Origin of the sequence: Neorhizobium populisoli, from assembly GCF_019430945.1 — a bacterium.
Taxonomy (GTDB): domain Bacteria; phylum Pseudomonadota; class Alphaproteobacteria; order Rhizobiales; family Rhizobiaceae; genus Neorhizobium; species Neorhizobium populisoli.
Genome location: NZ_JAHYCB010000020.1, coordinates 56,869 through 70,881, shown reverse-complemented (window position 1 = coordinate 70,881; position 14,013 = coordinate 56,869). Strand labels below are relative to the sequence as shown.

The following is a 14,013-nucleotide window of genomic DNA, read 5'->3' as shown; positions in this document are numbered from 1 at the left end:
AACGCTCGGCAGCCTCCCTATGTGAAGCGCCGCCGTCAACGGCGGCAAGCACGCGTATGCGAAGATCAACGGAAAGGGCTTTCGACATATCTGCCGACCTCCATCGGCAGATAGCTTGAATCAGAACCAGAGCGATTTGCAAAGCCATTCGATTCAGTCAGACAGGGAACCGCTCTAAAATATGTCACCGATCATCTATTTGATCAAACTTTGAATTGCTTCGCCGCAGGAAGACCACGTCGTAGAACCGAGCTGTTGGCTTCCATTGATTCATAAAATTATAGAATACGAAGTCATGCTTGTGCATTTCCACAATCAGGTCAGAAAACTGATAAACGCCTTCTGATGTCCTTCGAACCTGAACTTCGCAAACCAGGAAATCGACCTGGTCCATGATCCCTGTCATGCCTCGAATGGCCGGCAGTTCGAAACCTTGAATATCCATCTTTACGCCGAAAGGCCCCTCGACGCCCAAGTCTTTGATGATTGTATCAAGGCGATCGACTTCTACCTCATATTCGTCCAAGATGTCCCAAGTCTTGAACTCACCTGTAGGCTTCAACAATGAAGTCTTACCGGAGTTTTCATGCAGAGTAAGAGTATCTTTCTTTTCTCCGACCGCTTTATTTACAAAAACGTATTCCCTCGGCTTATGTCGAGCTTTTTCTTCTGCATTTTTGGCGGGATCAATCAAAACAAACGGACGGTCAGCGAAGGCTCTGTAAAGAGCTGGGGTTCCATGATTGATACCAATATCGATGATGGTTTTTGCATTGGTGGCAAGATTGCGAAGGAGTTCGGGTTTCTCCATCGCATCACCCTTTTTGACATAATGATACGGAAAGCCCTCCGAATATTCCTCCAGCTCAGCTAGATTTTGCTCGAAACGTTTGGCGATCGACCGAAGTCGCGTGATGGAGTAGTCAGCGTTAGTCAATATTATCTCCGCACTTGAAGCACCCTTAGGTTTTAGGGATACAGGGCGGTTTGTAAATACCATTCCATCATCCGCGATCATGCTTGCAACCTAATCTTTGAAGATTGGTTGCAGCGGCCGAACAGCAGCAGGCTTAGCCTAAATGCCGGATATGATCGCCGCTGGCGATGATGCTCCGTTTCGGTCTAGGTCGTGTTGACAAAGTCGATCTCAGCCAATGCTTCGTTATCAGTCTTTTGTTTCCACAACACTGAGGCTGAATCCCGAACCCTCATCATTGCATTGAAGTCGCCATTTACCCGCATGCGTTTTGTCAGGGGCAAGTTCAGCCCGGATTATCTTGCCAAATAGACTCGGTTCGGTCACTTCGAAACCTGGAAACGCCTCCTGGACAACTTGGCCAATCCAGCCCTTGGGATTGCTCTTGCGAATACGGACGGACTTGGTGTGCCCACGGTATTCAATTCGGTAAGTGAAAGTCGGCATCAGCCCTCTCTTCCTAAATAGGCGGCTTAACGATCTATAGCTTGTCGAGAAAGTATGGGAGCCAGATTTTTGCGGCAGCCAAAGCTAGAAACGCCGCATATGATGTTTTGGTTTTGTCGTAGCGGGTGGCGATCCGGCGAAATTGTTTGATCCGGTTGAACATCCGCTCGATGCGATTGCGATCCCTATAAGCATGATAGTCGCAAGCCGGTGGGTTCTTGCGGGCTGCTCGAGGCGGGATAACCGGGCGTGTGCCGTGAAATAGAAGCTCCTGGCGGATGCTGTCGGCATCATATCCCTTGTCCGCGAGGAGACGACGCGGCCTGTTCACTGGCATTGCGAGAAGATCGGGAACAGCAACATAATCGGAAGTCTCGCCACCCGTCAGGACAAAGCCAAGAGGGCGTCCCTGACCGTCTGCCCGGGCATGGATTTTTGTCGTAAAGCCGCCGCGTGATCGACCAAAAGCCTCCTTATGAGTCCCCCTTTAGCGCCCGCTGCCTGCGAATGGCCGCGAACTGTGGTGCTGTCCAGCATATGCTGCCAATCATCCGTGAGGCCGAGTTCGACAAGCGTTTCCAGGAGTGCATCCCATACCCCTTGCTCGGCCCAGCGACGGAACCGGACATAGACGGAGTTCCACTTTCCGTATCGCTCATGCATATCACGCCACGGGCAGCCCACTCGAAGGACGTTCAACATGCCGTTTATGAACTGGCGGTTATCATGGGAAGGACGGGACTTACGCCCTCGCTCTGCGGGAAGAAGTGGTTCCACGATACGCCATTCCGCGTCGGTTAGGTCTCCACGCGCCATCTCTGCCTCCTAAAAGGCAGCCTTGAATCAGACGTTAGATGATTTGAGAAGGCACTTTGTCAACACGACCTAGCACCACTCGAATGGCTCGTTGATGGACATCAGATTGGAACTGAAATACTGGCCAGTCCGACGATTGTCAGTCAAGGCCCTCTTCCAAATATATAAGGGCGGATAATTGCCTTTATCAATCCTGATGCTTGTCGCGCACGACGCTGCGGCCGGCAACAAACCCTAGGCCGACGGCTGTGAGCAGGCCGTTGCCAGAGAGATAACCGGCAGCCTCATTGCCAGAAACGCCACATGCGGCGCCGCCCGCAGCATAGAGATTGGGCAAGGGGTTGCCATTTTCGCCGATCACCCGCGCGGATGTATCGACCACCAGGCCGCCCTGGGTATGAAACAGCGCGCCGGTGACCTTCACTGCACAATAGGGCGCTTTAAGCTCTGGCGCATCCTGGAAGGAGCGGCCAAACAGATCGCCTTCCTTTCCCGTCGCGTAAGTCCGGATGTTCTCGAAGGTTACCGAAAGTGCATCTGCCGGGACATTCATCAGCGCGGCAAGGGCCGGAATGGTATCTGCCCACAGGACGGCGCCCATACCCTCCGCCCTGCGAAAATCCTCGAACTGACGGGTGATGTCGGCTATGCGGCTGTCGAAAACCGACCAAGCGATCTGCTCTGGCTGGCGGAGCACTTCCGCCGCTTGTTCGGAATAGCCCTTCGACTCGTTGCTGAAGCGTTTTCCTTCAACATTCACCTGGAACCCACCTTCGGTGATCGTCGCCCAGGAAATCAGGATGCCGGCCGGATGCGCGACGGAACCGTGGCCCTGATGGCCGTTCAAGTGCCGGCTCTTCGCACCCAACGCCTCGCCCCAGATCAGCGCATCGCCCTGATTGCCGGGGTGGCCGAAATAAAGAGCGTCGGCCAATGTCGTGATATGCTTGGCAACCAGTTCCTTGTTGCCGCCATAACCATTACAAGCGAGCACGAGCGTGCCGCAGCCAACCTCTTCCGAACTGCCGTCCGGACGCTCGAAACGCAGGCCGAGCACGCTGCTTTCGGCATCCGCAAAAAGCTCGGTGACATGGGCATCGCAAAGAAGCGGTATCTCTGCATTTTCGACGGCTTCGCGCAGCGCATCAATCAGCTCCTCGCCGGAACGCGTCGGCAACCCATGCATGCGCCGCGCCGAATGGCCAGGATAGGAGAAGTCGGCGATGACCGAGAATTTCAGCCCATATCTGTCCGCCAGCCATTCCAGCGCAGGACCCGTCGTGCGGGTGACGAGGTCGACGATATCGGCATCGGGTTCGTCATGTGCCTTCTTCATGACGTCACGGGCAAAGCTTTCCGCATCGTCGGTTATGCCGGCTTCGGCCTGCCAGCGAGTGCCGGCGGCCGGGACGAGGCCAGCGGAAAGTGCGGTCGAGCCGCGCGGCAGGGAATCACGTTCGAGGACGAGAACCTCGGCGCCGGCTTCCTGTGCGGCGAGCGCCGCCACCATGCCGGCCGCGCCGCCGCCGATGATCACTACCGGCACGGAATAATCGAATTCCCGGCTCTCCACCCGCGTCACCTTGGCCATTCACGTCTCTCCGTTCCCGCTTTCCAAGACAGCTACCTGTCATTTTTGAAGGACAATAATCTGTATTATTTTTAAAACAACATTTGATTTTCACGACCGCCCGTGCCTAAATTTAGAAAAAGGGAACGGAAGGAGGGCATCGTGCCGAGCATCGATGCTGGAGGCGGCAGAACGCTTTTCGACAAGGTTTTCGACGCGCATGTGGTCGTCAAGCGCGAGGACGGACAGTGCCTTCTCTGGATCGACCGTCACTTTCTGCACGAGGGGTCGTTCCACGCCTTCAACAAGCTGAAGGAGCGTGATGCAGAGGTTGCCCGCCCGGATCTGACATTCGGCATCGAGGACCATTATGTCCCGACCCGCACCCGCGATATTACCAAGATAGATCCCGCAATCCGCGGCATGATCGAACAGCTGCGCGGCAATAGCGAACGCCACGGCCTTCGCCTCTTCGATCTCGACGACCCGGGCCAGGGCATCGTGCATGTGGTCGGCCCGGAGCAGGGGCTGACCCTGCCGGGCCTGACCATGGTTTGCGGCGACAGCCATACTGCAACCCATGGCGCCTTCGGGGCGATCGCTTTCGGCATCGGCGCGTCCGAGGTCGCGCACGTGCTGATGACCCAGACGCTGTGGCAGAAGAAGCCGAAGCGGATGCGCGTCACCGTCGATGGCGTGCTGGCACCGGGCGTCACGGCCAAGGATATCGCGCTTTCGATCATCGCCAGGATCGGTGCGGATGGCGCAGTGGGACACGCGATCGAATATGCCGGCTCGGCGATCCGCGGCCTGTCCATGGAAGGCCGGCTGACGCTCTGCAATCTCTCCATCGAGGCCGGCGGCCGCTGCGGCATGGTCGCTCCCGACCAGACCACCGTGGATTATCTTCGCGGCCGCCCGTTTGCGCCACAGGGTGAAGCTTTCGAAGCCGCCGCCCGGGACTGGCTTGCGCTGGCGAGCGATCTGGATGCCGTCTTCGACCGTGAAGTCCGGCTCGACGCCACCGAGATCGCCCCTGTCGTCACCTGGGGCATCACCCCAGAAGACGCTTCGCCGATTACCGCCACCGTGCCCGATCCGGAACAGATTGCCGATCCCGCCCGCGCAGCGCAGGTGCGCGACGCGCTGGACTACATGGACATCAAGCCCGGCCAGAGCCTGACTGACATTCGCATCGACCGGGTGTTCATCGGCTCCTGTACCAACAGCCGCATCGAGGATATCCGCGCTGCGGCTGCCATCCTTGCCGGACGCAACGCCAAGGTGCCGGGCCTCGTTTCGCCGGGCTCAATGCTGGTGAAGAAGCAGGCAGAAGAAGAGGGGCTCGACCGCATCATCCGTGACGCCGGCCTGGAATGGGTCGATGCTGGCTGTTCCATGTGCGTCGGCATGAACGGCGATCTCGTGCCGCCGGGCGAGCGCTGTGCTTCAACGACCAACCGCAATTTCCGCGGCCGGCAGGGACCGGGCTCTCGCACGCATCTGATGTCGCCGGCCATGGTCGCAGCGGCGGCAGTGACCGGACATCTGACCGACATGCGCCAGTTGATGCGCGAACCGGCACCGGCCGGAAACTGAGAGGGAAGGAGCGCCATGAAGCCGTTCAAGACTCTGGATGCCGTCGCCTGCCCCCTGCCCCAATCGAATGTCGATACCGACCAGTTGATCCCGGCGCGCTTCATGAAGCGGTCGCGCGCCGATGGTTATGGCGGCTTCCTGCTTTACGACCTGCGCTTCGATGAGACCGGTGCGCAAAAAGCGGATTGCCCGCTCAACGATACTATTCGTCAGGGTGCGCAGATCCTCGTCAGCCGCCGCAATTTCGGCAGCGGTTCCTCGCGTGAGGCAGCCGTTTATGCACTGGTGGATTACGGGATCACCTGCGTGATTGCGCCCTCCTACGGCGATATCTTCGCGTCCAATTCGGTCAACAACGGCCTGCTGCCGGCAGTGGTGAGCGAAGAAGATTGCGAGGCGCTGCTTGCAGGCCTGCAGGACGGCGCCGAGACGGCGACGGTGGATCTGGAAGCGCTGACGATACGCTGCGCCAATCTCGTCGTCCCCTTTACCGTCGATCCGGTCTGGCGCACCAAGCTCCTGAACGGCTGGGACGATATCGACCTGACTCGCAGTCATGCGGAGGCAATCGCCGCTTTTGCCGCAAGCGACCGGGAGCGGCGGCCCTGGATGCAGCCGAACAGGCCCGCTACGGCAAGCTCGGGAACCTGATCGTGACGCTCGCCTTTTCGCCCGGCCGCATCGGTTCCCTGACATTAGCAAACCGCATCATCATGCCGCCGATGCAGCGTTACGAGGGCACGGCGGAAGGTTTCGCAACCGACTATCACGTCAACCACTATGCCCGTCGCGCCCGCGGCGGCGTCGGGCTCGTCATTCTGGAATCGACGGCGATTTCACCGGAAGGCCGATTGATGAGCGACGACATCGGTATCTTTTCCGATGCCCATGCTTTGATGCTCTCCCGGGTTGCCGCGGCAATCAGGGCGGAGGGCGTGCCGGCACTGGTTCAGCTCAGCCATGGCGGACGCAAGTCCCGGCCGCATGGCGGCGGACCTTTGCTTGCTCCGAGCGCGATCGCCTATGATGACCGCTACGGCATGCCGCGGGCAATGACCGAAGCCGATATCGGTAAGCTTGTTTCTGATTTCCGGCTTGCGGCGCGGCGTGCCGTCAACGGCGGTTTTGCCGGCGTCGAGCTGCATGCCGCGCATGGCTATCTCCTCCACCAGTTCCTGTCGCCGCTGAGCAATTTGCGCGACGACGAATACGGCGGAGACGAAGCCCGCCGCGCCGCCCTGCCCGCCCGCATTATCCGTGCCGTACGCGAAGAACTCGGGCCGAAGCCAGTCGTGACCATGCGCATCAGCGCCAGCGACAATGCCGAGGGTGGACTGACGCCCGAGATGGCTGCACGGGCGCTTTCCCGCCTTGCCGGCCATGGGCTGGACGCCGTGCATGTCTCCTCCGGCGGTCTGGTGCCTCCGGCTGCGCAGACCATGTCGCCAGTCGAATCTCTCGCCTGCGCCCAGGTGCTGCGGGCGGCCCTTTCTATTCCGATCATCGCCGTCGGCGGCATCAAGAGCCTTGCCGATGTCGAGGCCATTCTCTCTGCCGGGAAAGCCGATTTCGTCGCGATCGGCAGGCCCCTGCTCATATATCCTGATCTCAGCCGCATTCTTTAGCGAATGCTGTTGACACGGCTTCGAATCTGTATTCTCAATAAGACAATTAAATGTCTTATTAAAAAGACAACTGGGAACAAACAATGTCTTCGACCATGGAACCGCTGAAGGCGAGACGACTCTATCTCCTGCTCCGGGAACAGATCCTGCGGGGAGAAGTGGCGGTCGATGCGCGCCTGCCGAGCGAACCGGCGTTGGCTCAGGAACACGGTGTTTCGCGCGTCACCGTGCGCCGCGCGCTCGATAAGCTCGCCAGCGACGGCATGATCGAGCGGCGGCCGGGCTCCGGCACCTTCGTCAGCGGCAGCGGCAAGACCAGTATGCCGGTTGTCGCCGACTTCTCGAACGTGCTGACACACCTTGTGGAAATGGGCCGCAAGACAGGCGTGAAGCTGATCTCGTTTGCCTATGTCAACGCGACGCCGGCCATGGCTGAGGAACTGCGGCTCGACCCCGGCGAGCGGCTGCAGCGCTCGGTCCGCGTTCGTCTCATCGACAGCCAGCCTTTCTCCTATCTCGTCACCCACGTGCCGGAACGGATCGGCATGTCCTATTCAGAAGCCGATCTTGCTTCGACGCCATTGCTTGAGCTCTTGGAGCGCTCCGGCCTGGTTGCCGAACGCGCAACACAGGTCATCGGCGCGACGCTGGCAGGACCTGAAGCGGCAGGCGCTCTCGATCTCGATATCGGTGCGGCGCTTCTTTCCATGACGCGCGTCGTCTTCGAGCCCTCCGGCCGCGGTATCGAGCATCTTCAGGCGCTCTACCGGCCGGATCGCTACTCTTTCCACATGGATCTCGAGCGTACCGGAGCCGATGGCGCCCGGCGCTGGACACCTGCCGATGCGATTCGCGCATCGGAACAGAATAACGAAAACAAGAAGAATGCCCGCGCGAAGCGGCCGACCCCTCAGAGGAGAACAAAACCGTGAAAATCATCGACACAGCTTTTAACCGCAGAACCGTTCTGAAGGGTGGTGCAGCCGCCCTCGTTACCATGGCCGCCCCGGCAATCGCTCGCGGTGCCGAACCCGCGCCGATCAAGGTCGGCATTCTGCAGCCGGTCACCGGCGCACTGGCCCAGGACGGTGAATACGGCCGCATGGGTGCAGAACTCGCCATCGAGGACATCAACAAGGCTGGCGGCATCAAGGCGCTCGGCGGCGCCAAGATCGAAATGGTGTTCGGCGACGCCCGCTCCACGCCGGAAGCCGGCACCCAGGAAGTCGAGCGCATGCAGGAGCAGGGCGTCTCGGCGATCGTCGGCGGTTTCGCCAGCCCGATCTGCCTTGCCGGTTCGCAGGCTGCCGCCCGTTACGACCTGCCCTATATCGTCGATGTCGGCGTCACCGACCAAATCATCCAGCGCGGCCTGAAGAACACCTTCCGTTTTGCCCCCGGCTTTGCGCTTTGCACGGGCGCTGCGATCCAGAACCTCGTCAAGATCAACGAGGCTTCCGGCAAGGCCGCCAAGACCGTGGCGCTCGTTCACGAAGATGGCCTGTTCGGCACTGGCCTCGCCAAGCTGATGGCCGCTGAACTGCCGAAATACGGCTTTGAAATCCTCGAACTGATCGCTGTTCCGACCCCATCGCGCGACCTGTCCAACGTCGTGCTGCGCCTGCGCTCGCTCAATCCGGATCTGGTCATCCCGAGCACCTACTATGGCGAGACCGTGCTTCTGGCCCGCACCATGCAGCAGCAGCGCGTTCGCCCGAAAGCCGTCTACAGCGTGCTGAACGGCGCCGCCTCCAACCGTCGCTTCGTCAAGGAATTCCCGGAAGCCGCCGAAAACGTCATGGACTGCAACCACCGGCACGACCCGCGCAACGAAAAGGCCGTCGCCCTGCAAAAGCGCGTCGAAGCCGCCGGAAAGGTCTATAACTACAACGTCCCGCTCAACTATTCCTGCGTCGGCCTGTTGGCGGATGCGATCGAGCGGGCCGCCTCTGGCGACCGCAAGAAGATCATCGAAGCGCTCGGCACCTCGACCTTCGCCGGCCACCTGATGCCTTACGCCGCAACGAAGTTCGAAAACGGCCAGAACATGGGCGCAGCTCCGGTTTCGACCCAGGTTCAAGGCGGCGACATCAAGGTCGTCTTCCCGGAAACCTTCGCCAACGCCAAGCCGAAGTTCCCGGCCAACGGCTGATCGCCCTTCAGTCGATGCCCGGGCCTGCCGATTGGCGGGCTCGGGCGATTGCCGGGCCGAATTGCGCCGGCTTCATGACGTGGAATAGAACATGTTTTCCCCCACCATTATCATCGAAGCGATGATCAACGGGCTTTTGACGGGCGCGATCTACGCGCTGGTCGCCCTTGGTCTGACACTGGTCTACGGTGTGCTTCACATCATCAATTTCGCGCATGGAGCAACGCTCGCGGCAGCCATGTTTGCCGTTTGGGGCCTGAATGCCGCTTTCGGGATCGATCCCTATTGGGCGATCCTCATCGTCACGCCTGTCTTCTTCGTTCTCGGTTACGGTGTACAGCGCTTTGTCATCGGCCCGGCCGCGCATGGCGACGACGGCAATATCCTGCTGATCACGCTCGGTCTTTCGATCTTGATCGAGAACGCGCTTCTCGCCGGTTTCGGTTCCGATACGCGCTCGATCCCCTCCGACTTCTCGTTTTCGGTCGTCGAGGCCGGTCCGTTCCTATTGTCGAGCGCCCGTCTCGTCGGCGCCGCCGGCTCGCTGATCGTCGCAGTCCTGTTCTGGCTGCTGATGAGCCGCACCGATACCGGCAAGGCGATCCGCGCCGTCGCGCGTGAAAAGCTCGGCGCCAATCTCGTCGGCATCAACGTCGGCCACATCTATGCCATCACTTTCGGCCTCGGTTGCGCGGCACTCGCGGTTGCCGCCAGCCTGCTGATGCCGACCTTCTACGTCAATCCGCGCATCGGCGGCGCTTTCGTGAATATCGCCTTCACGGTCGTCGTGCTTGGCGGCATGGGCTCCATTCCCGGCGCAATGGCCGGCGGGCTGATCATCGGCATGGTCGAAAGCCTGAGCGGCCTTCTGCTTGGCGAAAGCCTCGGCCAGATCGGCATCTTCATCATCTTCATCCTGGTCCTGCTGCTGCGTCCGACCGGCCTGTTCGGAGCCAAAGCATGATCGGACGCGGTTATCTCCCCATCATCCTGGTCACCCTCGTCATCGCTTTGACGCCGCTGGTGATCTCGTCAAACTCCTTCTTCAACTTTACCGTTCTGGTGCTGATCATCGCGCTTGCCGCACAGGGCTGGAACCTGCTTGGCGGCATCGGCGGGCAGACCTCCTTCGGTCATGCGATGTTCTTCGGCATCGGTGCCTATACGGCCTCGATCCTACAGACCCATCTTGGCGTGAATGCCTGGATCTCGCTGGTTGCCGCGATAGCCGCCGGCGCGCTGGCGGGCCTGATCGTCGGCTTCTTGAGTTTTCGCGCCGGCCTGCGCGGATCCTATTTCGCACTGGTGACGCTCGCTTTCGCCGAACTGCTGCGCGTCCTCGCCAATGCCTCGGAACTGACGGGCGGTGCTGCCGGCCTGCTGCTGAAGCTCGATCCGGGCTTTGCCAACATGCAGTTCTCCAGCCGCCCGACATTCATGCTGCTGGCGCTGGCTTTCGTGTTCGTCAGCCTCGTGATCACCCAGAAGATCGTCAATTCCCGCTTCGGCGCGCATCTTGTCGCCGTGCGCGAGAACGAGGATGCGGCCAAGGCGCTGGGTGTCGATGTCCTGACAGTCAAGCTGAAGGCGATCAGCCTTTCCGGCGCGATGACGGCAGCCGCCGGCGTGCTCTATGTCCAGTATTTCCTCTATATCGACTCCGGCATCGCCTTCGGCATCTGGATTTCGATCGAGGCCCTTCTGGCACCGATGATCGGCGGTCGCGGCATGGTGCTCGGACCGTTGATCGGCGCCTTCACGCTGCACGGTCTCGGCGAAGTCACCAAGAGCTTTGCGGGCCGCGTTCCGGGCATCGATCTGATGGTCTTCGCCGTCGTGCTGATCGTCGTGATCGCCTTTGCCTCAAGCGGTATTCTCGGTCTCATCCGCAAGCTTGCCGACCGCTTTTCCTCGAAGGGAGGTGCGTGATGCTCCAAGTCCGGAACGCCACCATGCGCTTTGGCGGCCTCGTCGCCGTCAACAATGCCTCGCTCGACGTCAAGGAAGGTTCGATCACCGGCCTGATCGGCCCGAACGGCGCCGGCAAGACGACCCTGTTCGCCGTCATCGCCGGCTTCCTGAAGCCGACCGAAGGTGCGATCTCGCTCTACGGCAAGGACATCACCGCCGAGCAGCCGCATAAGCGGGCCGTCTCCGGCATTGCCCGCACCTTCCAGATCGTCCAGCCGTTTGCCGGTCTGAACGTGCATGAAAACATCACGGTCGGTGCCTATCTGCGACACGCACGGCCCTCGGATGCCGTCGAAAAGGCGCGCGAAGTCGCGCATCAGGTCGGCCTCGAAAAAGATCTCGAAAAGTCGGCGGCAAGCTTGACGGTCGCCGGCCGCAAGCGGCTGGAACTGGCGCGTGCGCTCGCCACCGAACCGAAGATCCTGTTGCTCGACGAAGTGCTCGCCGGCCTCAACCCTTCCGAAATCCGCGACATCATTCCGGTCATTCGGTCGATCCGGGACAGCGGCGTGACGATCCTGATGATCGAACATGTGATGCAGGCGGTGATGAACCTCTGCGAACATGTCTACGTGCTCGCCCAAGGCAAGATGATCGCCGAAGGCACGCCGGCCGCGGTCTGCAACGATCCGGCGGTGATCGAGGCCTATCTCGGCAAGGGCTCGGCGGAACGCATCGCGCGCCAGAGCGCAGAGAACACGGGAGGCCCGAATGCTTGAAGTCCAAGGCCTTCGCGCCGGCTACGGCGCCGTGGAAGTGTTGCGCGGCATCGACATCTCCGTCGGCAAGGGCGAGATTGTTGCGGTCCTTGGGGCCAATGGCGTCGGCAAGACGACGCTCAACAAGGCGCTGTCCGGCGTACTGCCGGTAACGGCGGGCAGCATTGTCTTCGACGGTGTCACCCTCAGCGGCTCGTCGACCGCCGCGGTCGATGCGGGGCTGATCCATGTGCCGGAAGGCCGCAAGATCTTCCCGAACATGACCGTGCTCGAAAACATCGAACTCGGCAGCTATCGCCGCGGCAAAAAGAACCGCGCCCGCAACCTGGAAAACGTCTTCGCCACCTTCCCACGGCTCAAGGAGCGCACGGGTCAGGCAGCCGGCACGCTTTCGGGCGGTGAGCAGCAGATGCTGGCGATCGGCCGCGGCATGATGGCAGAACCCAAACTTCTGATCCTCGACGAACCGTCGCTCGGCCTGTCGCCGCTACTGGTCGAGGAAATGTTCAATCTCGTGCGCCGGCTGAACCAGGATGGCCTGCCGGTGATGCTGGTGGAGCAGAACGTCGTTCAGTCGCTGGAGGTCGCTTCACGCGCCTATATCGTCGAGAATGGCACGATCACCATGTCCGGCACCGCAGCCGAGATTTCCGCCAACCCGGAACTGAAGCGGGCCTATCTCGGGCTTTAGGCCCGAAGATGAGACTTAGGAGGACGCGATCATGACCATCGTTACCCCGGGGATTGTTCCCGCATCCGTGCTTCTGGCCGAACCAAGGCCCGACTGGCTGACCCAATGGGGCCGCTTCGGCACGACGCTGACATTCGACAAGCTCTCGCCGGAACTGGTGGCGCAGGCGAAACTCGTCCTGCTCGATTGCATCGGCGCCATGGCATCCGGCATGCAGGAACCGGAACTGCTGAAGCTCACTGAGCGTCTCGCCAAACGCGGTCGCGGCGATGTAGCGGCGGTGGGTGCCGGCGTTTCACTGCGCGGCGACGATGCGGCCTTCATCAATGGCACCGCCGGCACTGCACTGGAACTCGACGAAGGCAATTCCTTTGCCCGCGGCCATCCCGGCATTCACGTTCTGCCGGCGGCCTTGTCCACCGCGCTTGCCGGCGGCAAGAACGGTCGTGGCTTCATGACCGCCTTCATCCTCGGTTACGAGGCCGGCGCGCGGGCGGGAGCCGCTTGCCGCCTGCGTCCGACCGTTCATCCGCACGGAACCTGGGGCACGATCGGCGCCGCCTTCGCAACCGCCGTGCTCGAGGGAGCTGACGAGGAAGCGCTGATCGAGACGATCAACGTTGCCGCGACGCTCAGCGTCGGCGCCAGCCTCCGGGCAATGCTGGAAGGCGCCACCGTGCGCAACAGTTTCTGCGGTTTTTCCAACCGCAACGGCATGATGGCCTGGGATATGGTCGCCTCAGGCTTCAAGGGCGAAATCGACTCCGTTCGCACCGTCTATAGCGGCATCCTGGCTGAGGGTTTCAAGCCGGAGATGATGGCCGATGAACTCGGCGGCCGTTACGAAATCCAGCGCAACTATTTCAAGCGCCATGCCGCCTGCCGCTTTACCCACGGTTCGCTCGATGTCGTCCGTTCGCTGATTGCGGCCCACGGCAGGATCGCACCCGAAGATATCGCCTCGATCGAGGTCGAGACCTATGCCTATGCGGCGCAGCTCGACAGCCTCGAACCCTCCAACATGCTGGCGGCAAAATTCTCGCTGCCTTTCGCGATCGCCACGACGATCATCAACGGCGAGGCCTCAGTGCCTGCTTTCCGCCAGGCCTCCGTCGACAACGAGACGATCCGGGCGCTGGCCCACAAGGTCTCCGTCCGCGAAAAGCTGGAATACACCGCCATGCTGCCGGACAAGCGCCCGGCGCATCTGACGATCCACCTTGCCGACGGCCGCGTGCTGACCGCCGAAACCATGACCAATCGCGGCGATGCGGTCGATCCCTACACGCCAGATGAAGTCCGCGCGAAGTTCTTCGAGCTCGCCGTGCCGGTCTGGGGCAAGGCCCATGCCGACCGCATCCTGAATGCCATTGAAACGATCGAAACGGCGCCGGACCTGACAGGCCTGAATAGCCTGCTTGCCCAGCCAGCGATCAAGGAAGCCTGA

Annotated in this window: 13 protein-coding genes and 1 pseudogene; 10 read left to right on the top strand and 4 right to left on the bottom strand. The window is 60.8% G+C overall.

Features of this window, described 5'->3' with window-relative positions; translation table 11 throughout:
* Positions 1–184 precede the first annotated feature (184 nt).
* The 4 genes and pseudogenes from KX729_RS31040 to KX729_RS31025 form a co-directional block, all read right to left on the bottom strand.
* Positions 185–1,018, bottom strand: a complete 834-nt coding sequence (locus tag KX729_RS31040) for an FkbM family methyltransferase (protein WP_219746314.1) — start codon at positions 1,016–1,018, stop codon at positions 185–187.
* Positions 1,019–1,165: 147 nt separating this feature from the next.
* Complete coding sequence (locus tag KX729_RS31035; protein ID WP_219746313.1) at positions 1,166–1,423, bottom strand: hypothetical protein; 258 nt, start codon at positions 1,421–1,423, stop codon at positions 1,166–1,168.
* 34 nt (positions 1,424–1,457) lie between these two features.
* Positions 1,458–2,239 (bottom strand): annotated as a pseudogene (locus KX729_RS34880) (IS5 family transposase).
* Positions 2,240–2,426: 187 nt separating this feature from the next.
* Entirely contained in the window at positions 2,427–3,830 is a 1,404-nt protein-coding gene (locus KX729_RS31025) for an FAD-dependent oxidoreductase (protein ID WP_219746312.1), read from the bottom strand.
* 141 nt (positions 3,831–3,971) lie between these two features.
* Between KX729_RS31025 and leuC the strand changes: the two genes are divergently transcribed.
* The 10 genes from leuC (at position 3,972) to KX729_RS30975 (ending at position 14,013) form a co-directional block, all read left to right on the top strand.
* Positions 3,972–5,408 (top strand): 3-isopropylmalate dehydratase large subunit, encoded by a 1,437-nt coding sequence (gene leuC / locus KX729_RS31020; protein WP_312993010.1) that lies wholly within the window; start codon positions 3,972–3,974, stop codon positions 5,406–5,408.
* A gap of 15 nt (positions 5,409–5,423) precedes the next feature.
* Complete coding sequence (leuD, locus tag KX729_RS31015) at positions 5,424–6,059, top strand: 3-isopropylmalate dehydratase small subunit (protein WP_219746311.1); 636 nt, start codon at positions 5,424–5,426, stop codon at positions 6,057–6,059.
* Between the two features lie 2 nt (positions 6,060–6,061).
* Positions 6,062–7,033 (top strand): oxidoreductase, encoded by a 972-nt coding sequence (locus tag KX729_RS31010; protein WP_219746310.1) that lies wholly within the window; start codon positions 6,062–6,064, stop codon positions 7,031–7,033.
* Positions 7,034–7,116: 83 nt separating this feature from the next.
* A complete protein-coding gene (locus KX729_RS31005) occupies positions 7,117–7,965 on the top strand; it encodes a GntR family transcriptional regulator (RefSeq protein WP_219746309.1) in 849 nt (282 codons plus the stop codon).
* Positions 7,962–9,185 carry an ABC transporter substrate-binding protein gene (locus tag KX729_RS31000; protein WP_312993003.1) on the top strand — a complete coding sequence of 408 codons (1,224 nt, stop codon included), beginning with the start codon at positions 7,962–7,964 and terminating at the stop codon, positions 9,183–9,185. Before KX729_RS31005 ends, KX729_RS31000 begins: the two co-directional genes overlap by 4 nt.
* A 91-nt stretch (positions 9,186–9,276) precedes the next feature.
* Positions 9,277–10,149 carry a branched-chain amino acid ABC transporter permease gene (locus tag KX729_RS30995; protein ID WP_219746308.1) on the top strand — a complete coding sequence of 291 codons (873 nt, stop codon included), beginning with the start codon at positions 9,277–9,279 and terminating at the stop codon, positions 10,147–10,149.
* Complete coding sequence (locus KX729_RS30990; protein WP_219746307.1) at positions 10,146–11,114, top strand: branched-chain amino acid ABC transporter permease; 969 nt, start codon at positions 10,146–10,148, stop codon at positions 11,112–11,114. Before KX729_RS30995 ends, KX729_RS30990 begins: the two co-directional genes overlap by 4 nt.
* Positions 11,114–11,875 (top strand): ABC transporter ATP-binding protein, encoded by a 762-nt coding sequence (locus KX729_RS30985; RefSeq protein WP_219746306.1) that lies wholly within the window; start codon positions 11,114–11,116, stop codon positions 11,873–11,875. The genes KX729_RS30990 and KX729_RS30985 overlap by 1 nt, the downstream gene beginning before the upstream one ends.
* Positions 11,868–12,566 (top strand): ABC transporter ATP-binding protein, encoded by a 699-nt coding sequence (locus tag KX729_RS30980; protein ID WP_219746305.1) that lies wholly within the window; start codon positions 11,868–11,870, stop codon positions 12,564–12,566. Before KX729_RS30985 ends, KX729_RS30980 begins: the two co-directional genes overlap by 8 nt.
* Before the next feature lie 31 nt (positions 12,567–12,597).
* The gene (locus KX729_RS30975; protein ID WP_219746304.1) at positions 12,598–14,013 is read left to right on the top strand and encodes an MmgE/PrpD family protein; all 1,416 of its coding nucleotides are present in this window, start codon (positions 12,598–12,600) and stop codon (positions 14,011–14,013) included.

Coding starts and splice junctions, on each gene's coding strand:
- KX729_RS31005 (WP_219746309.1), top strand. CDS start 7,117: ATGTCTTCGACCATGGAACCGCTGAAGGCGAGACGACTCTATCTCCTG.
- KX729_RS30980 (WP_219746305.1), top strand. CDS start 11,868: ATGCTTGAAGTCCAAGGCCTTCGCGCCGGCTACGGCGCCGTGGAAGTG.
- KX729_RS30975 (WP_219746304.1), top strand. CDS start 12,598: ATGACCATCGTTACCCCGGGGATTGTTCCCGCATCCGTGCTTCTGGCC.
- KX729_RS31035 (WP_219746313.1), bottom strand. CDS start 1,423: ATGCCGACTTTCACTTACCGAATTGAATACCGTGGGCACACCAAGTCC.
- KX729_RS30990 (WP_219746307.1), top strand. CDS start 10,146: ATGATCGGACGCGGTTATCTCCCCATCATCCTGGTCACCCTCGTCATC.
- KX729_RS30995 (WP_219746308.1), top strand. CDS start 9,277: ATGTTTTCCCCCACCATTATCATCGAAGCGATGATCAACGGGCTTTTG.
- KX729_RS31025 (WP_219746312.1), bottom strand. CDS start 3,830: ATGGCCAAGGTGACGCGGGTGGAGAGCCGGGAATTCGATTATTCCGTG.
- KX729_RS31040 (WP_219746314.1), bottom strand. CDS start 1,018: ATGATCGCGGATGATGGAATGGTATTTACAAACCGCCCTGTATCCCTA.
- leuD (WP_219746311.1), top strand. CDS start 5,424: ATGAAGCCGTTCAAGACTCTGGATGCCGTCGCCTGCCCCCTGCCCCAA.
- KX729_RS30985 (WP_219746306.1), top strand. CDS start 11,114: ATGCTCCAAGTCCGGAACGCCACCATGCGCTTTGGCGGCCTCGTCGCC.